The sequence below is a fragment of the Alishewanella sp. BS5-314 genome (assembly GCF_025377695.1).
Classification (GTDB): Bacteria; Pseudomonadota; Gammaproteobacteria; order Enterobacterales; family Alteromonadaceae; genus Alishewanella; species Alishewanella aestuarii.
The window spans coordinates 1-16,240 of record NZ_JACEHJ010000002.1 but is presented as its reverse complement, the minus strand read 5'-3'; the positions used below and the strand labels follow the sequence as shown (position 1 = coordinate 16,240).

The window sequence follows — 16,240 nt, the reverse complement described above, 5'->3', positions numbered from 1 at the left end:
GGTAAACCGGGGCTTGAGTAACATCAGCAACAGCTCTAGTGCACATTGCCTTCGGAGGGTTTATCCGTCACCGTTGGTGCCGGCTTATCTGATTTGGCAGTGCTATCGCCATCATCCTTTGAACCCTTGTCGCGCGGTTCCCAGTTCTCAGGTTGGCTGACCGGGCGACGCTCCATTAATTCTTTAATCTGACGGGAGTCAATGGTTTCATAAAGCATCAACGCATCTTTCATCGAGTGCAGAATATCCATATTCTGTTCCAACAGCTCCTTCGCCCGATCGTAGTTGCGATCAATAATGGCTTTGATTTCCGAATCGATGATTGATGCTGTCTCGTCAGACATATGCTTGGCTTTCGCCATGCTGCGCCCCAGGAAAACCTCGCCCTCTTCTTCGGCATACAGCAGTGGTCCTAATTTCTCAGAGAAGCCCCACTGGGTCACCATATTACGGGCAATCGAGGTCGCATATTTAATATCTTGCGACGCACCGGTTGACACGGCATCGGTACCGTAAATCATCTCTTCGGCTAAACGGCCACCGTAGGCGACGGAGATCTTACTCTCCAGCTTACGACGGCTCACGCTGATAGCGTCTTGCTCTGGCAGGAAGAAGGTGACACCCAGCGCCCGACCACGCGGGATAATAGTGACCTTGTGTACCGGATCATGCTCCGGCACCAGATAACCCACGATGGCATGCCCCGCCTCATGATAGGCCGTCATTTCTTTCTCAGCGTCGGTCATCACCATAGAGCGGCGCTCGGTACCCATCATAATTTTATCTTTAGCGCGCTCGAACTCTTCCATACTAACCACACGACGGTTGCCGCGCGCAGCAAAAAGTGCCGCTTCGTTTACCAGGTTAGCTAAATCGGCGCCAGAGAAACCCGGTGTACCGCGTGCAATCACACTGGCTTTCACATCTTCAGCCAGCGGCACTTTGCGCATATGTACTTTCAGAATTTGCTCGCGGCCACGCACATCTGGCAGGCCTACAACCACCTGGCGGTCGAAGCGACCTGGCCGTAACAATGCGGCATCCAGCACGTCCGGACGGTTGGTGGCAGCGATAATGATAATACCTTCGTTACCATCGAAGCCGTCCATCTCAACCAGCATCTGGTTCAAGGTTTGCTCACGCTCGTCATGACCACCACCTAAACCGGCGCCACGCTGGCGGCCAACCGCATCAATTTCATCGATAAAGATGATACAAGGCGCGGCTTTTTTGGCTTGCTCGAACATGTCGCGTACCCGTGAGGCACCGACACCGACGAACATTTCTACAAAGTCTGAACCCGAAATTGTGAAAAACGGCACCTTGGCTTCGCCGGCAATCGCCTTGGCCAGCAAAGTTTTACCGGTACCCGGTGGGCCAACCATCAGAATGCCTTTTGGAATTTTGCCGCCCAGCTTCTGGAAACGCGATGGGTCGCGCAGGTAATCCACCAGCTCAGACACTTCCTCCTTCGCTTCGTCACAACCGGCAACGTCAGCAAAGGTGGTTTTAATTTGATCTTCGCTCATCAGGCGGGCTTTGCTCTTACCAAAAGACATCGCGCCCTTGCCGCCACCGCCCTGCATCTGGCGCATAAAGAAAATCCAGACGCCGATCAGCAGTAACATTGGGAACCAAGAGATAAAGATGGTGGCTAGCCAGCTGGTTTCTTCCGGCTTAGCACCCAGCACCCGTACGTCGTTATTGATCAGGTCATCCATCAGCTTGGGATCATTAACCGGCAACACGGTTTCAAAACGTTCACCACTGCGTTTCACACCAGTGATCACGCCGCTGCGCTCAATCTTTACTTCGCGGATCAGGCCCTGGTTTACTTCCCTGACAAACTGGGTATAGCTCGTCTGGCGATCCGCACTTTCGTTCGGGCTAAAGCTGTTAAATACAGACATCAGCACCACAGCGATGATTAACCAGACAATCAGATTTTTTGCCATGTCGCTCAAGGTTATAACCTCATCATTAACTAGAAATCGAAATACCGGCCCACTTTACTAAAGTTTGAAGCCGGTCGCCACGATATATGTCTCACGTGAACGGGCACGTGACGATTCGGGCTTACGTATTTTTACCGTATTAAATACTGCTCTAACGTCTTTCAGGAACTGTTCAAAACCATCGCCCTGAAATACTTTGACCACAAAGCTGCCATTTTGCTTCAACACTTTATGGCACATATCCAGCGCCAGTTCCACCAGATAAATGGATCGCGCCTGGTCAGTGGTATCATTGCCACTCATATTCGGCGCCATATCTGATAGTACCACATCTACGTTTTTACCGCCGATCCGGCTCAGTAGCGCATGTAAAACCGCCTCTTCGCGAAAATCGCCCTGTAAAAATGCCACACCGGCCAGTGGATCCATCGGCAAGATATCACAGGCAATTACCGTCCCCTGCTGACCCACCAGACCTGCCACATATTGCGACCAGCTGCCGGGCGCTGAACCCAAATCAACCACTGTCATCCCAGAGCGGATTAACTTATCCTGCTGCTGGATTTCCTCCAGTTTAAAGGAGGCCCGCGATCTTAGACCAAGCTTTTGCGCTTTTTGCACAAAATGGTCATCAAAATGCTCTTTCAACCAGCGGGTTGAACTGGCGGAGCGTTTTTTCTTGGTCATGTTACCACTCTTAAATAGTGTTATGCCTTAGATGGCGCTACAATAGGCATAATTCAAGCTTTTACCGGATATTCTAACCTTATGAGTTTAACCAATAAACAAAAACAGTTCTTAAAAAGTAAAGCCCATGATTTAAAACCCGTTATTTTACTGGGTGCCAATGGCCTGACCGAAGGTGTGGTTGCCGAAATTGACAACGCCCTGAACTTCCACGAGCTGATTAAAATTAAAGTACCCGGCGAAGATCGTGAGCAAAAAGTACTGGTGATGGATGCGATTATCCGCGAAACCAAGGCGGAGAAAGTTCAGGTCATTGGTAAAATTCTGGTGCTGTACCGCCAGTCAGAAGATAAGAAAATTCAGCTACCACGCGGCTAACAGCTTTACCATAAAAAGCCTGCACGCAGTAAGGCCTGCCGTGCAGCTTGCTCATCTGCTGCGGCCTGGCTCACCAGATGCTCTGGCTTAGTGGCAGCCGTTGCCTTCGCAAACTGCCACAACACCATGCTATTGTCGGCGTAGATGGTTTCGACATGGGCCAGATGATGCTGATAACACCACTCGGTATTTTCCACACAGCGTTGGAGCACATCTGCCGGGCAAATTTGCCAATGCCGGATATCCAGTACTAAAGCCCAGGGCTCGACGATAATTGGTTTAACCAGGCTGCGAAATTCCTGCACATATCGCTCAGCAGTGGCACTGGTCCATAGCCCTTGCGCAGCAACCCACAGGACGCGCTGCTCCAGTTTAAGTGCGAAAGGTTTTTTGGCTGGCATGCATACCTCCGGAAAATGCCTTGCTACTATAACCGGAATGTTCAGTAAATACATACCCGGACCACTTAGTTCAGACTTGAAACTGCAAACTGATGATTAAACTGCGAGACTATCAACAACAAGCTGTACAGGCGGCCATCACGCATTTTAAACAACGGCATGAGTCGGCGGTTATCGTATTGCCAACCGGGGCGGGTAAAAGCCTGGTCCTGGCTGAGCTGGCAAGACAGGCCAGAGGCCGGGTGCTGATCCTGACGCATGTTAAAGAACTGGTAGCACAAAATGCCGACAAAGTCAGCGCCCTGACGACGCCCGCGACAGTATTTGCTGCCGGTTTGCGGCAAAAAGATGCTAGCGGTAAAACCGTTATCGCCAGTATTCAATCGGCCAGTGCCAACCAGGAACAATTTAACCAGCACTTTTCACTGGTGGTGATCGACGAATGTCACAGAGTCAGTCAGGACCCGGGCAGCCAATATCAGCAGCTATTGCTGCATATTAAAAGCCTGAATCCTGCGGTAAAGGTACTGGGGCTGACAGCAACGCCGTATCGGCTGGGTAGCGGCTGGATCTATCGCCAGCATTATCACGGTAAAGTTGGCAACACCCTTGATCCGGTATTTGAGCACTGTATCTTCGAATTACCGCTTAGACCGTTAATTAAACAGGGTTACCTGACACCGCCGAGATTATTGGATGGCTTAACGGCCCAATATGATTTCAGCAGCCTGCCAGCGCCTACCTCTGCCGACTATCCGGCCGCTGCTGTCGACTCACTACTGGGTAAAATGGGCCGGGCGACCGAGCTTATTGTGCAACAACTCCGCGCCCTTGCAAAAGAGCGACGGGGAGTGATTATTTTCGCCGCGACGGTAAAACATGCCGAGGAAATTATGCGTCTGCTCAACGGTGAGCCAGCCGCTCTACTAACCGCCGAAACCGCCGATGCTGAGCGCGACAAGCTCGTTGTGGCGTTTAAACAACAGCAGTTAAAGTTTCTGGTTAATGTCGCGGTGCTAACCACCGGCTTTGATGCTCCCCACCTTGATCTGATTGCTATTCTCAGGCCCACGGCCTCGGTGAGCTTATTTCAGCAAATGGTCGGCCGTGGCTTACGGCTATTCCCCGGCAAAACCGAATGCCTGATTATTGATTATGCCGCCAACGGCTATGACATCTTTTTTCCTGAGGTAGGCGCGCCCAAACCACATAGTAAGGCCAAGCCGGTACAGGTGCCTTGCCCCAGCTGTGGTTTTGCCAATATCTTCTGGGGCCTGACCGATCAGGATGGCGATATTATTGAACATTACGGCCGGCGCTGTCAGGGACTTAACCATGAAAGCACAGAGCAATGCGATTATCGTTTTCGCAGCCGCTGCTGCCCGGCCTGCGGCGCCGAAAATGATATTGCTGCCCGCAGCTGTGGCCAGTGTCAATCGGTATTGGTCGATCCGGATAAACGCCTGCGTGAGGTGCTTAGCCAACAACATCATCATCTGTTTCGCTGTCAGAGTATGAGCCTTAGTGATGAGCAGGGTGTGCTAAAAGTCAGTTACTACGATTTAGACGGTAACCCATTTCACCGCTGGTTTAAACTAGAGACAGCCGCGCAGCAAAGGGCGCTCTATGCTGCCTTTATCAAACCGCACAGTAAAGCACCCGGCCTGCCGCTGCCACCATTTCGCACGGCGGCAGATCTGGTGACATTGGCCGGGCATTTTCGGGCACCACAATTGTTAATACTTAAAAAGCAGCAAAAGCACTGGCAGTTACTTGACTGCTATTTCGACTATCAGGGGCGCTATCAGACGGCGGAAATTAAATAAAGATTACAAAAAACCTGTACTACGCTTAAAATAGCAACACTTAGCTAAAAAGGATTTTACTATGCAAGCCGGAGTGGCTTATTGCAATGCGAGTGCAGCCTTTGCTGCTGGCTATCAATTGGCTCGGGACGCTGCCAGCAACGGCGGTATAAGCTGTGTGCAACTGCTATTATTGTTTTGTGGTGGCAACTGTCACTATCAACAGCTGCTAGCAGGCGCCCGCCAATTTTGCGGGCCGGATACCCAGATCCTAGGTGGCTCGACCGTTGGCATTATTACCACAGAGCGCATCGAAACAACGGGTTATCCGGCTATTGCCATGGCGCTGCAAGCGACTGATGTGCAATTTAAGCTAGCGCTGAGCGAACAACTAAGCCGCGACCCGTCTGCAGCAGGTAAAGCGCTGGCGATGCAGTTAGCGAACAGTCTTGATCCTAAGCTATTGCTGCTTTTTTATGACTCTGTGCGCTATGCCGGCAGTGCAGCACGGCCTGCGGTGCTTAATCCCTCTCCGCCACTTTTACAATGTTTGAGCCGCCAACTGGCCAAGCCTGTACCTATTGCCGGTGCTGGTCTGCTGGCCGATTTGCTGTTTTCCAATACGAAACAGATTTTTCAACATCAGGTAACCGACAACGCCGCTATGGCACTGCAATTTAGTGGTAACCTGAAACCCTATATCGTCGCGATGCATGGTTGCGAACCGCTACCCAGCGAAAGCCTGACCATCAGCCGTAGCTTCGGCCAGTTTGTTTATGAGCTGAATAAGCAGCCGGTCTGTAAAGTGCTTGACCGTATTATTGGCCATCAGCGCTGGCGAGACCAAAAGCCGGTCAGTCAGTATGCGCTGGGCATGAGCTATCCCGCGGTTGCCGGCCAGCCATTCAGCACGCCCTATGTTGCACGGTTAATCAACGGCGTACTGCCAAATGACGAAGGGATTATTCTGTTCGAACCAGATCTGACTGAGGGTCAGCAGATCCAACTGCTGCAGCGCAGTGCCCACAGTATTTTAATGGCAACCGACCAACAAACCCGGGCGGTACTACAACAAATTAAGCAGGATGGCTGCCGGGCAGTAGCCGCGATCTATTTTGATTGCGCCGGTCGTATCCATGCCAGTACACCAGAGGCCGTATTACTGCAACAGCAACTGAAAGCCGCAGCGATTCCGCTACTGGGTATTTATACCGGCGTGGAAATTGCGCCTGTTGTAACCAATCATAGTTAATGATAAATAACCAAAAAAGTGGGAATAAATAAAATTTGCCGGGAATAACTGGGAAAGCCGCGCCAGATAAGGGTTAGATAAAAATCGGGGCTATGTAAATAAAAACAAGAATCGGAAATCTGTCCCACTTAATTTGATAAAGAACAAACACCGCAAAAAAGCCTGTCCCACCAAATCTGATAAACAGCAACGCAAATCGGAAAAGACTAAAAGCACTGCCGCTGCGGCTTCCGCGACGTTTCATACCGCCACCAGATCCGATTCTTACCAGATCCGATTCGCCGAGAATCGGATCATCTGATCCGATTCCTTTGCAAGCCACATAAAATAAGGCTTTAAGAGTTAATTAAAGCCATGTTGAGCAAAAGAGAATCGGATCAATCCCCGGTGTCTTTTGCGATGTGAACCACCTCTCCGACCACCTCAAATACACTGTGATCAGCGTGCTTGATTTCTATATGTGGATACAGTTCTTTATTATCACTAATCAGCAGCCAGGAATGAGGCATCACCTGGATACGTTTTACCCATAACGTCTCATCAAAGCGGATAACGAATATCTTGCCGTCGACCAGTTTTTTTCTGCCCTGGTGAATAACCAGTGTATCGTTGTTATGGATCGTCGGTTCCATACTGTCGCCTTTGGCCCAAACGATTACCAGGTCCTTTGCTTCAAACCTTCTAAATTTGAGCCACTTCTTACAGAACGGTAAATATCGACTAGGTGCGTAGTTATCGAACGCCTGGGAACCGTGCCCAGCACTCACTTGCACCGAATAGCAAGGAATCAGAACGAATTCGTCCCAAACATCTTTAATATTAGGCAGCTGGTAGCTGCCTGACTCCGCATTAACAGCATTCTTATCAGGCACAGAGATGTAGTACTCAACTCCAGGCCCCCTTACTCCTTCATGTTTTCGCTTTTGCCATCCCTCGCGTTGCGCTTTTTTATGCACCCCCTGAATCGAATCAGGCATATCAGCCATTTCGGCGATCTGCTTTGGGGTTAACCATTGGTAATTGGGCACAACAACCTCGGTTTATATCTGGTTTATGAAAGTTCAAAACTAAATTTAGTTGCAAATCATAAAGATGCAATTCATTTACCGAAAAACAGAAATAAACCAGTTGATCAATACCGGTTTATATATAAACTAATAATCAATTCTGTTTATCAATACTGATAAATTATAAACCAAACACGGGGAAATGTAATGGCTAAACGGGACTGGCAAAGAGCCGACGTAATGGCAGCGCTTAAAAAGCGCCGCTTGTCGCTTGCATCGCTGTCCAGGGAACATGGACTAAATAGCGGCACCCTATACAACGCCCTAGAGCGGCCCTGGCCCAAAGGGGAAAAAATTATTGCTGACGCCATCGGCGTATCACCAGAAGAGATCTGGCCAACTCGCTACGAAGAAAGAGAGGCCGTCAATGCGTGAATGGTACAGCTCAACTGAGTTAGCCGGCCTGCCTGGCTTACCTGCAACAGACCGCGCAATTAGAATCCGCGCCGAGAAAGACGCCTGGAAATCACAGCCAAAAGCCAAAGGTAAAGGGCTGGAATACCACATTTCAAACCTGCCGGCAGAAACACAAAACCACCTAATCGGCTGCGCACCTAAGTCAGTTGCCGAACTGGTTGTTGCGGAAACTGAGGCCAGTATCCGGCGGGAAGAACAACGCTTATCTGAACAAAAACGTGCAGTTGCTGAAAAATCGCTTTCAGAACTGGCAGCACTAGCACCAGAAAAGCGCCTAATTGCAGAGGCAAAGTTAGCTGTTATAGCGGCATTTAATACCTTTTTACTAACCAATAAAGGCATGCCAAAAGTCGCGGCAATGGCTCAGTACTGCCAACAATTCAACTGCAAAAGTGTATTAGTTGATAATTGGGTTTATGAAAACGTCAGCCAAATATCACCTATCACGCTACGCCGCTGGATTGATACCGTGCGTGCTGGTGGTGCTGCAGCTCTGGCTGGCAAAGCGCGCAGCGCTGGCGAAAACAGCAAAATAGAATCCACTCCTGGATTGCCGGAATTTATCCTGGCATTGGTAACCGCCAAACCTCACCTGATGAAAAAGGCGCGTGAAGTTGCCAACCTTATCGAAGTTAAACGCAAAGAACGTTACCCGCACTGGCCGCAAGTATCGCGCAGTACAGCACAACGCTATTTGCAAAAGCTACAGCTCGAAAATACATCAGAGCTGGCCTATACCACCAACCCGCGCGAGTACAACAACTCGCACCGGCCACTGTACGGCACCATGTACCCTTGGGTAAATCGGCCAAATCAGGTGTGGGAACTCGACTCAACCCCAACAGACGTGCAGCTAAACGTTAATGGCAAAGCCCGCCGTTACAGCATTATTGGCGCGATAGACGTATACGCCCGCCGCCCAATGTTAGTGTTAATGCCAACCTCGAATAGCGAGGGCATTTGCCTCCTATTACGCAAATGCTTTCTTACCTGGGGGGTTCCAGAGCCTGATAGCGTAATCAGAACAGACAACGGATCTGACTATGTTAGCCAGCGCACATCCGGTTTATTTGCTCTGTTGGAGCTTACTCAAAGCAAAGCCACTGCTTTCAGCGGCTGGGAAAAACCGTACATCGAGCGCTTCTTTAAAACGGTCAGTCATGGCCTGCTAGAAAAGCTTCCAGCCTACGTTGGCCACAACGTAACCGACAAAAAACGCCTGCTAGAAATGCGCAGCTTTGCTGAAAGCATTGGCGCTAAACGCAAACAGCGCGATCAAGAACTGCTGGAATTGTCGCTCACGCCAGAAGAGCTGCAAACCGTACTGGACGATTACATTCAGTATGACTACATGCACCGGCCTCACAGCGGCCTGGGTGACAAAACCCCATTTGAGGTTTACACCAACTCAGGTTACCGGCCCAAGATGCCAGCCAATCCGCACAGCCTGGACATTCTGCTGAACTATGTTGGCACGGCAAAAGTGATAAAAGGCAAAGTGAAAGCCGATGCTATTGTCTACAGCGCGCCAGAACTGATGGAACCGAATTGGAACCGCAAAACAGTACGGGTATTCCAGGATCCGACAGATGTTGGCCGCGCCACTCTTTATCCAGACGACAACTGGGGCAGCTATGTCGAGGCCATCAACTTGGATCTGATCGGCCGCGAAATCGACCCAGCCCAATTCCGGCAACGCCGCAAAGATGGTGAAAAACAGCTACGCGCCTTCCGCCGCAATGCGGAGCGCCTGCAGGCAGAGTTCGGTATCGACCAAATTGCTGCAGTAGAACTGGCGCAAAAGAAAATGGCCAACCAAGTACTTACAGGCTTTAACACAGCTGAGAGTAATAGCAGTAACGCAGCTATTGCCGCACTCAGCAAAACAGCCACCGCCCTTACCAAAGACACCAGCAAACCGGCCTATACCGAGGCCGAACTGGAAGCTATTTCAATGCGTCGTGAACAACTGGAGCAGCGCCGGGCAAGCCTTAACGAGCAAGCCAGCAAAGTACTGCGCAGCGAGCATGAGCAGGCGGAATGGTTAACCAGAGAAAGTATGGTCAGGCAACTGACCGAGAAGGAAAGCCAATGGCTTGCCAAGTTCCGCTCCAAGCCTGAATACGCCATGACACGGCGCCGGCTGGACAGGATTTTAGAAAGCGGCAAGCGCGCTAACGGCTAGGAACCTCACGCGCTTGCCAGTAACCGGCCCACCTGCCAGTGGGCCAATCACAACATGGAGTATAACGGATGAAACACACGATCGTTGAAGTTAAAAACGTAGTACGCACCCAGGTCATGTTCGAGAACCTGCAAACTCGCAGCATGATCACCCCTGGTATCGGCCTTATCCATGGCCCTTCAGGTTACGGCAAAACCACCACCGTAACCCACATGTTTAATGAGCTTACCTTAACTGGACACCAACCACTTTACGTGCGCTGCTACGCCACCGACTCGCCCAGTTCTTTTCTGGCGCGGGTAATGGGAGAGCTGGGTGCAGAGCCCATGTATCCCCTGCGTAAAATGGTCGACTACATCGTTCGCAGCATGAACGAAAACAGCCTCGCGCTGTTTGTCGACGAAGCCGACCATATTGTTGGCCAGGCCAAAACCATGGAAACCATCCGCGATCTGTATGACAGCACCGAGCAGCCAGTTGTACTAATCGGCATGGAGGAAATCGCCCGACGCATCAGCCACCGCAAGCAATTATTCAACCGCATTAGCGAGTGGGTGGAGTTCCAGGCGGCAGACCTAGAAGACGTGCATATGTTCGCGCAAACCCTGCTAGACAAGCGGGTACAAGTTGGCGAAGACATGCTGGAGTACATCCGCACTAAAAGCTCTGGCGAAGTCCGCCGGATCCTTATCGCCCTGGAAAAAATTGAACGGGCCGCCATTGCCAGCGACGAGCACTTTATTGACCTCGACGCCTGGGGTGATCGTCCGCTGTTTTTAAGCCACCGCAGATAATCGGAGACGAGCATGAGTAAAGCCGAGTTAGCATGGAGCGCAATGAAGCAAGCGGAATGCTTTACCGTTACCGAAATTGCTAATGCAGCACAGATGGAAATTGAAAACTGCAGACATCTCGTAAAACGCTTGGTTAACCAAGGTTTTATTGAAATTAAAAACGGCATTGGCGTACAGGGGCGGCCTTATGTTTACACCGTCCGCTCCAGTAACGACTCGCCAACCTTTGGGCCAGGTAGCCACAGGGGGCGGCTAATTACCCAAAAAGGCCGCACCGGGCACCAGCTTATCTGGAATGCCCTACGCATCAATTTAACGGTATCTCCAAGCCTAGTTATTGCAGTAACTAACTGCTCCATTACCAGCATCCGGCGCTACCTGCTGGCGTTGGAACGTGCCGGTTATGTGCGTTGCCAACGCATCGACAACCGCCAGGCGCCTGCAGACAAAGCAGGTCTGGAAAACTGCTATCGCCTGATCCGTAACAGCGGCCCCAAGGCACCAATCATCCGGCTTAACCCCGCCGCGATGTTCGACCAAAACACCAAAACTCTCTATCCGATGCAGGAGGCAAAATGAGCTGGCTAGTAATCCTGCGTCAGCAGGTTAAGGATCAAGGACAGCGTAAAGTTGCTGACGCCATGGGCGTCAGTACCACAGTGATCAGCCAGGTATGCAATGAAAAGTACCCTGGCGACATGCAACGCATCCAGGCACTGGTTGAATCGGTTTTTCTCAGTAAAACCGTGCAATGCCCCGTGCTGGGTGAAATCCCGTGGCATAAATGCCACCGCCATCAGCAAAACGAACATACCAGCAACCCACAAAAGCTGCGGCTGTACCGTGCCTGCCGCTCTGGCTGTGAAAACTCCGAGCTGCCAACAACGCACATTATCAAAATTCAGGTTAACGAAAACCGGCCTGATGCCGTGTCGCAATACGACGCAGAGGCAGTAATTAACCGCCTTAAACGCCAAGCATCAACAGATGCCATGAGCTTGATCGAATTGCTGCAAAGCGAACTGATCCACCTTGCAGCCCGCTTTAATCGCTTAAACCGAGGTGCCAAATGAACCCAGCCAACAAACTCGACCAACGCAATGTACCGCTATACCTGCGCGGCCTTGGCTGCCAGGTACTGCGGGTAACCTCGCGCAAATCCCGCGCGGTAATTCAAATCGACCGGCCTATCCCGCAGCTGCAGGAAAAAGCCGCCTCACTCACTGAAAACGTTAACGGCCAGCTGCGCCAGGCGTGGTTCGTCCACGTCGATAGCTGCCTGGTTTACTGGCATTAAATAAGGAAAGCACCATGAACCAAAACACCACTCCAGCCGGTTACTGGCAAGACGCCAAAGGCGCCTTAATCCCAGTCGACAAAATTAAACCTATCGATCGCGCCCGCGACGAACTGGTTAAAGAACTGGTCGCAAAGTCTTACGAGCTAAGCAATTTGCTTGGTGCTTTTAAGCAACAGGCATTTGCCGATATCGCGGCCTTTGTGCAGCTGTCTGCCGAAGAGTACAACGCCGAAGTAGGCGGTAAAAAGGGCAACCTAACCCTGTACACCTTTGATGGCAGCTACAAGATTGTGCGTGCTATCAGCGAAAACATCCGCTTTGACGAGCGCCTGCAAGCCGCCAAAGCACTGATTGACGAATGCCTGAAAGACTGGACTGCCGGTGCCAGCTCAGAGCTAAAAGCCATTGTTAACAGCGCGTTCGACGCCGACAAACAAGGCAACATCAGCACGGCCAAAATCCTTGGCCTGCGCCGGCTGGATATCAAAGATGCGCGCTGGCTCACCGCTATGACAGCCATTGGCGAAGCCATTCAGGTTGTCGGCAGTAAGGCTTATATCCGTGTGTATGAGCGCATCGGCGATACCGACCAATATCGGCAAATCCCTCTCGACCTGGCGGCGGTGGCGTTATAAGCATCGCCCGCACAGTAGAGCAAATCCAGCTGGAGATTGCGGTTGCCACCAGCCTGGAAGAAAAGTACGGCACCAACAACCCCACCAAAACCTATGAGCAAGGCGTCGCTGACGCCCTGCTGTGGATCTTGGGTGGTGCCTTACCGCACAGCCACGAGGAGAACCAACAGATGGAATTGAATCAATCCGATGAACGGGTGCTGGAAAACTGGATTGCCGGCACCGTGAAAGCAGAGATCGTACCCGAGGTGCCGTTAGTGGATGCCGAGTATGAAAACGACCGCCTGGTACTGCTGGCTGCCGAGTCGCCAACCCTTGGCCAAATGGTACGCGACACCCTGGCCGAAATGGACGAATACGGCGACAGCCACCACGCCATTTGGTTGGGCTCATTTGAAGTAGGCCGGCCACGCACTCAGGTGCAGCTGGTAATCACCCAAAACCCTGACCTTTGGGTTGACGAGGACTAAGCCATGAATCGATTACAGCTATGCCTAATCATTTTCTGCAAAAGGGAGATTCTGCGACTGAGAGTTCCTTTTCTAATGGTCGCTGCGCTTGTTCTGTTAGTGGTTAAACATCTAAGTAACTTGGCTTTCGAATGCTTTGACATTGTTTTATTGGCAATAGATAGCTTTTGTAATCAAGGACGGCGGTATTAAGCGAAACGCCCCGAAGTTCGGGGCGTCTGCCGGTGGTGGTTCACCGGTACTGATGAGCAGCCGGAGTAAAAATGAAAACAATACGAGAAGCAATAGCAGAACGAGGCCCCAAATGGGGCGGCTTTTTTGATGCGCTTTACTGGAATGAAAACGAAGGTTACTACTTTGCCGCAAAGGACTACTGCTTAAGTGAATTTGTTTGCTGTCAAAATGAATACGAAGCGGTAGCAAAAGAGCTAAACAAAGAGCTAGCTGACGCCCACAAGCGCAATACAGCACTAATGGTCGAGCTTAATGAACTGTGCCAACAGCATGGTATTGGCAAGATCGGTGATTCAGTAGTGCCAGCGCTTAAACACTACATAGAGCAGAGCAATGAGTTTTTTCAGGCAACTGAGCTTTTACTTATTAGTGAAATTGGTGATTTCTTTGCTGCGCATGGCGGGATGCTTACAGTACGGCAAGCTCAGCAAGAGCTTATAACCCGAGTACAACGGGTATGTACGCTTGTTAAGTTGCAAGCGAAACATAACCCACCTGAGCAAATTTGTGAGGGGATCACTGATGGTTTTGGAACCCGCGACACCTGTAAAAAGTGTGCGAAGTTTAAGCCGGAACTAGCACAAGTTATTACAAATCCTGTTGACCCAGATATCTGCCGCTGGCGAGTTGCCGGTAAATGCTTTGTGCAGTTTAAAGCTAAGGCAGGTGCGTGATGCCACTTAAAAAAGATGAAAGAAAACAGAAGTATATAAGCATTATGAGCCTAATGCTTAAAGGTGAAAACAAGAAAGCTTTTGAAGAACTAGCTTGTATGTGCGGCGAGGATACCGGGCTATTTGTTTTGGCTGATTATGATAAGGCTATTAGTGAAAACCAACTATGCCAGCAGGCCAAGGCAGGTGCCAAATGACAGCAACCAACCCCAATCCGCGTCGCAGCCTAATCACCAAAATCCATATCGCCCGCACTCAGCTGGGAATGGACGATGAGAGCTACCGCGCCAACTTAGCCCACTATGGCAACGGCAAAACCAGCAGCACGGATATGACCATACCCGAGCTGGAAACCGTGCTGGAAGCCTTTAAAAAGCTCGGTTTTAAACCGCTTAAAAAGCCAGGTAAAGGCCGTTTAAGCCCCAGTTCAAAGCAGGGGCCGCAAGACGAGCGCAGCGCAATCCGCGCAATTTGGATCTTTATGCACCGCGCCGGCTTTATTAACGACGGCAGCGAAACCGCCCTTAACAGCTGGGTGCAACGCATGACAGCACAAGAGAACGGCGGCGCCGGTATTGCCGAGGTGCAATGGTTACATGGCGAAGAAGCCGCTAAAACCCTGAATAGCTTAAAGCGCTGGGCCCGGCGCTGCCTGTTTGAAGACCTTAAAAAGCGCGGCTATGAGCCACATCCGCAAGATAGCTACGCTTATTTGCTAAAGCGCTGGGAGCGCATTAACGGGGCCATGCTATGAAGTTAGCCCGTTGCCCTGTTTGCCATTCCAATATCCACCTGGATCAGCTGGTGGCCGATGAAGCGGGCCGCCAGTTACTCGGCCAGTTCGCCCGCATGAACTACAAACTGGGCGGCAATATGGTCGCGTATCTGGCCATGTTTCGCCCTGCCAAGCAGGACTTAAGCAACACCAAAGCGCTAACGCTGGTGCAGGAAACGCTGGCCTTAACCAGCAACCTGCCCGCGCTGGCTGATGCGCTGGAGCAAGCGGTAGCCAGCCTGCAGCAAAGCCGCATTAACGGCACCGGCAAACAGCTGACCAACCACAACTACCTGAAAAAAGTGCTTACCGCCCGCCTTGGCCAAATCGCCGAGCAGCAGCAACGCGACGGCCACAGCACAGTGGAAATTAAAAATCAGGTAATCACCAACGACGACCAAGAGCGCCAGAAGTGGCAACAGCAAATGGAGCGCTACGGGTTAAAAGTAAATAAGGTGCCTAAAGATGACTGAACAGCAACTGGATGCCTTTGCCGACGATGATTTACAGCAGCTGCTAACCGACCTGGAGCAACTGCCACCAGAGCAGCGCAGCGATGCCGTAAACCGCATCCCAGCCCAGCTGCAGTCGCTAATTGCCCTGTTTGAATCCGAACTAAAAGGCCATGTTAAACAGCCAGAGAACATGGCGCAGCGCCTGGTAATCGAACTGGCCCACTACCTGGGCGGTATCCAAACCTATATACCGCGCAACGACAGGCTTAAAACCCTGCTGCGCAATATCGCTATTTACAACGCCCACAACAAGGGCGCCAGCATTCGCAGCTTGGCCGAGCAACACCGTCTAACAGATATGCAAATTTACAGCATCATCAAAGAGCAAACCCAAGTAGAACGCGCCCGGCGCCAATTCAAACTGTTTTAAGGAAAAACCATGTTCGACTTTTTACTAAGCCAGGCATTGCGCCCCAGCGACTTTGAACGCCAAACCGAATTCCTGATCCCAGGCTTTCTGGCAAAGAATATGATTACCCTGGTCTATGCCGACGGCGGCATGGGTAAAAGCTGGCTGGCCTTTGCCGTGGCTAAAGCCTGCAGCAGCCCCCAGAAAGTGATTTACCTGGACTACGACAACCCGCTAAACGTGCTAAAAGACCGTGGCGTACAAGAAAAGCTAATCAGCAATCGCAATATTTACTATGTGCAGCGCAGCAAAAGCGTGATGTCTGCCCCTGAAATGCTCGACGCTCT

Annotated in this window: 21 protein-coding genes and 1 other RNA gene; 18 read left to right on the top strand and 4 right to left on the bottom strand. The window is 51.0% G+C overall.

The features are described from left to right. Positions 1-35: 35 nt before the first annotated feature. Positions 36-1,964 (bottom strand): ATP-dependent zinc metalloprotease FtsH, encoded by a 1,929-nt coding sequence (ftsH, locus tag H1D31_RS04590; protein ID WP_314732991.1) that lies wholly within the window; start codon positions 1,962-1,964, stop codon positions 36-38. Between the two features lie 48 nt (positions 1,965-2,012). After that, a complete protein-coding gene (gene rlmE, locus H1D31_RS04585; RefSeq protein WP_065956139.1) occupies positions 2,013-2,642 on the bottom strand; it encodes a 23S rRNA (uridine(2552)-2'-O)-methyltransferase RlmE in 630 nt (209 codons plus the stop codon). 81 nt (positions 2,643-2,723) lie between these two features. Here rlmE and yhbY point away from each other — a divergent pair, with 81 nt between their 5' ends. Next, the gene (gene yhbY / locus H1D31_RS04580; protein WP_008608769.1) at positions 2,724-3,020 is read left to right on the top strand and encodes a ribosome assembly RNA-binding protein YhbY; all 297 of its coding nucleotides are present in this window, start codon (positions 2,724-2,726) and stop codon (positions 3,018-3,020) included. A gap of 5 nt (positions 3,021-3,025) precedes the next feature. Here the strand turns inward: yhbY and H1D31_RS04575 are convergent, their stop codons facing one another. Beyond that, positions 3,026-3,421, bottom strand: coding sequence for a hypothetical protein (locus H1D31_RS04575; protein ID WP_261256495.1), 396 nt, complete (start codon positions 3,419-3,421; stop codon positions 3,026-3,028). 92 nt (positions 3,422-3,513) lie between these two features. On the opposite strand from H1D31_RS04575, the gene H1D31_RS04570 reads away from it, so the two are divergent. Both H1D31_RS04570 and H1D31_RS04565 read left to right on the top strand, forming a co-directional pair. After that, a complete protein-coding gene (locus H1D31_RS04570) occupies positions 3,514-5,247 on the top strand; it encodes a DEAD/DEAH box helicase (RefSeq protein WP_261256493.1) in 1,734 nt (577 codons plus the stop codon). Between the two features lie 61 nt (positions 5,248-5,308). Further along, positions 5,309-6,478, top strand: a complete 1,170-nt coding sequence (locus H1D31_RS04565; protein ID WP_261256491.1) for an FIST signal transduction protein — start codon at positions 5,309-5,311, stop codon at positions 6,476-6,478. A 377-nt stretch (positions 6,479-6,855) separates the two neighbouring features. Here H1D31_RS04565 and H1D31_RS04560 read toward each other — a convergent pair whose 3' ends face one another. Then, a complete protein-coding gene (locus H1D31_RS04560; RefSeq protein ID WP_261256489.1) occupies positions 6,856-7,506 on the bottom strand; it encodes a helix-turn-helix domain-containing protein in 651 nt (216 codons plus the stop codon). 186 nt (positions 7,507-7,692) lie between these two features. On the opposite strand from H1D31_RS04560, the gene H1D31_RS04555 reads away from it, so the two are divergent. The 15 genes from H1D31_RS04555 to H1D31_RS04485 form a co-directional block, all read left to right on the top strand. Then, positions 7,693-7,920, top strand: coding sequence for a helix-turn-helix domain-containing protein (locus H1D31_RS04555; protein ID WP_261256487.1), 228 nt, complete (start codon positions 7,693-7,695; stop codon positions 7,918-7,920). Continuing rightward, a complete protein-coding gene (locus tag H1D31_RS04550; RefSeq protein WP_261256485.1) occupies positions 7,913-10,147 on the top strand; it encodes a DNA-binding protein in 2,235 nt (744 codons plus the stop codon). The genes H1D31_RS04555 and H1D31_RS04550 overlap by 8 nt, the downstream gene beginning before the upstream one ends. Positions 10,148-10,215: 68 nt before the next feature. Next, positions 10,216-10,941, top strand: a complete 726-nt coding sequence (locus tag H1D31_RS04545) for an AAA family ATPase (protein ID WP_261256483.1) — start codon at positions 10,216-10,218, stop codon at positions 10,939-10,941. 12 nt (positions 10,942-10,953) lie between these two features. Further along, positions 10,954-11,520: a hypothetical protein gene (locus tag H1D31_RS04540; RefSeq protein ID WP_261256481.1), complete on the top strand. Its 567-nt coding sequence runs from the start codon at positions 10,954-10,956 to the stop codon at positions 11,518-11,520. Next, on the top strand, positions 11,517-12,014 hold the full coding sequence (locus H1D31_RS04535; protein ID WP_261256479.1) for a hypothetical protein: 498 nt from the start codon (positions 11,517-11,519) through the stop codon (positions 12,012-12,014). The genes H1D31_RS04540 and H1D31_RS04535 overlap by 4 nt, the downstream gene beginning before the upstream one ends. Further along, positions 12,011-12,238: a hypothetical protein gene (locus tag H1D31_RS04530; RefSeq protein WP_261256477.1), complete on the top strand. Its 228-nt coding sequence runs from the start codon at positions 12,011-12,013 to the stop codon at positions 12,236-12,238. Before H1D31_RS04535 ends, H1D31_RS04530 begins: the two co-directional genes overlap by 4 nt. Before the next feature lie 14 nt (positions 12,239-12,252). Beyond that, the gene (locus H1D31_RS04525; RefSeq protein ID WP_261256474.1) at positions 12,253-12,876 is read left to right on the top strand and encodes a DUF3164 family protein; all 624 of its coding nucleotides are present in this window, start codon (positions 12,253-12,255) and stop codon (positions 12,874-12,876) included. Positions 12,877-13,046: 170 nt separating this feature from the next. Further along, positions 13,047-13,346, top strand: a complete 300-nt coding sequence (locus H1D31_RS04520; protein WP_261256471.1) for a hypothetical protein — start codon at positions 13,047-13,049, stop codon at positions 13,344-13,346. Between the two features lie 190 nt (positions 13,347-13,536). Further along, positions 13,537-13,604: hammerhead ribozyme type II (locus H1D31_RS04515), an RNA gene on the top strand. Between the two features lie 5 nt (positions 13,605-13,609). Then, complete coding sequence (locus tag H1D31_RS04510; RefSeq protein ID WP_261256467.1) at positions 13,610-14,254, top strand: hypothetical protein; 645 nt, start codon at positions 13,610-13,612, stop codon at positions 14,252-14,254. Beyond that, a complete protein-coding gene (locus H1D31_RS04505) occupies positions 14,254-14,451 on the top strand; it encodes a hypothetical protein (protein WP_261256465.1) in 198 nt (65 codons plus the stop codon). The genes H1D31_RS04510 and H1D31_RS04505 overlap by 1 nt, the downstream gene beginning before the upstream one ends. Beyond that, on the top strand, positions 14,448-15,008 hold the full coding sequence (locus tag H1D31_RS04500) for a gp16 family protein (RefSeq protein WP_261256464.1): 561 nt from the start codon (positions 14,448-14,450) through the stop codon (positions 15,006-15,008). The genes H1D31_RS04505 and H1D31_RS04500 overlap by 4 nt, the downstream gene beginning before the upstream one ends. After that, a complete protein-coding gene (locus tag H1D31_RS04495; RefSeq protein ID WP_261256462.1) occupies positions 15,005-15,502 on the top strand; it encodes a hypothetical protein in 498 nt (165 codons plus the stop codon). The genes H1D31_RS04500 and H1D31_RS04495 overlap by 4 nt, the downstream gene beginning before the upstream one ends. Next, on the top strand, positions 15,495-15,914 hold the full coding sequence (locus H1D31_RS04490; RefSeq protein WP_261256461.1) for a Mor transcription activator family protein: 420 nt from the start codon (positions 15,495-15,497) through the stop codon (positions 15,912-15,914). The genes H1D31_RS04495 and H1D31_RS04490 overlap by 8 nt, the downstream gene beginning before the upstream one ends. Positions 15,915-15,923: 9 nt before the next feature. After that, a partial coding sequence (locus H1D31_RS04485) for an AAA family ATPase (RefSeq protein ID WP_261256458.1) occupies positions 15,924-16,240 on the top strand: 317 nt, incomplete at its 3' end.

What these genes read in the sequence shown, in the direction of transcription:
- H1D31_RS04555 (WP_261256487.1), top strand. Translation starts at nt 7,693, where the DNA reads ATGGCTAAACGGGACTGGCAAAGAGCCGACGTAATGGCAGCGCTTAAA.
- H1D31_RS04525 (WP_261256474.1), top strand. Translation starts at nt 12,253, where the DNA reads ATGAACCAAAACACCACTCCAGCCGGTTACTGGCAAGACGCCAAAGGC.
- H1D31_RS04500 (WP_261256464.1), top strand. Translation starts at nt 14,448, where the DNA reads ATGACAGCAACCAACCCCAATCCGCGTCGCAGCCTAATCACCAAAATC.
- H1D31_RS04535 (WP_261256479.1), top strand. Translation starts at nt 11,517, where the DNA reads ATGAGCTGGCTAGTAATCCTGCGTCAGCAGGTTAAGGATCAAGGACAG.
- H1D31_RS04490 (WP_261256461.1), top strand. Translation starts at nt 15,495, where the DNA reads ATGACTGAACAGCAACTGGATGCCTTTGCCGACGATGATTTACAGCAG.
- H1D31_RS04520 (WP_261256471.1), top strand. Translation starts at nt 13,047, where the DNA reads ATGGAATTGAATCAATCCGATGAACGGGTGCTGGAAAACTGGATTGCC.
- H1D31_RS04550 (WP_261256485.1), top strand. Translation starts at nt 7,913, where the DNA reads ATGCGTGAATGGTACAGCTCAACTGAGTTAGCCGGCCTGCCTGGCTTA.
- H1D31_RS04495 (WP_261256462.1), top strand. Translation starts at nt 15,005, where the DNA reads ATGAAGTTAGCCCGTTGCCCTGTTTGCCATTCCAATATCCACCTGGAT.
- H1D31_RS04545 (WP_261256483.1), top strand. Translation starts at nt 10,216, where the DNA reads ATGAAACACACGATCGTTGAAGTTAAAAACGTAGTACGCACCCAGGTC.
- H1D31_RS04570 (WP_261256493.1), top strand. Translation starts at nt 3,514, where the DNA reads ATGATTAAACTGCGAGACTATCAACAACAAGCTGTACAGGCGGCCATC.
- rlmE (WP_065956139.1), bottom strand. Translation starts at nt 2,642, where the DNA reads ATGACCAAGAAAAAACGCTCCGCCAGTTCAACCCGCTGGTTGAAAGAG.
- H1D31_RS04510 (WP_261256467.1), top strand. Translation starts at nt 13,610, where the DNA reads ATGAAAACAATACGAGAAGCAATAGCAGAACGAGGCCCCAAATGGGGC.
- H1D31_RS04565 (WP_261256491.1), top strand. Translation starts at nt 5,309, where the DNA reads ATGCAAGCCGGAGTGGCTTATTGCAATGCGAGTGCAGCCTTTGCTGCT.
- H1D31_RS04575 (WP_261256495.1), bottom strand. Translation starts at nt 3,421, where the DNA reads ATGCCAGCCAAAAAACCTTTCGCACTTAAACTGGAGCAGCGCGTCCTG.
- H1D31_RS04530 (WP_261256477.1), top strand. Translation starts at nt 12,011, where the DNA reads ATGAACCCAGCCAACAAACTCGACCAACGCAATGTACCGCTATACCTG.
- H1D31_RS04505 (WP_261256465.1), top strand. Translation starts at nt 14,254, where the DNA reads ATGCCACTTAAAAAAGATGAAAGAAAACAGAAGTATATAAGCATTATG.
- H1D31_RS04540 (WP_261256481.1), top strand. Translation starts at nt 10,954, where the DNA reads ATGAGTAAAGCCGAGTTAGCATGGAGCGCAATGAAGCAAGCGGAATGC.
- yhbY (WP_008608769.1), top strand. Translation starts at nt 2,724, where the DNA reads ATGAGTTTAACCAATAAACAAAAACAGTTCTTAAAAAGTAAAGCCCAT.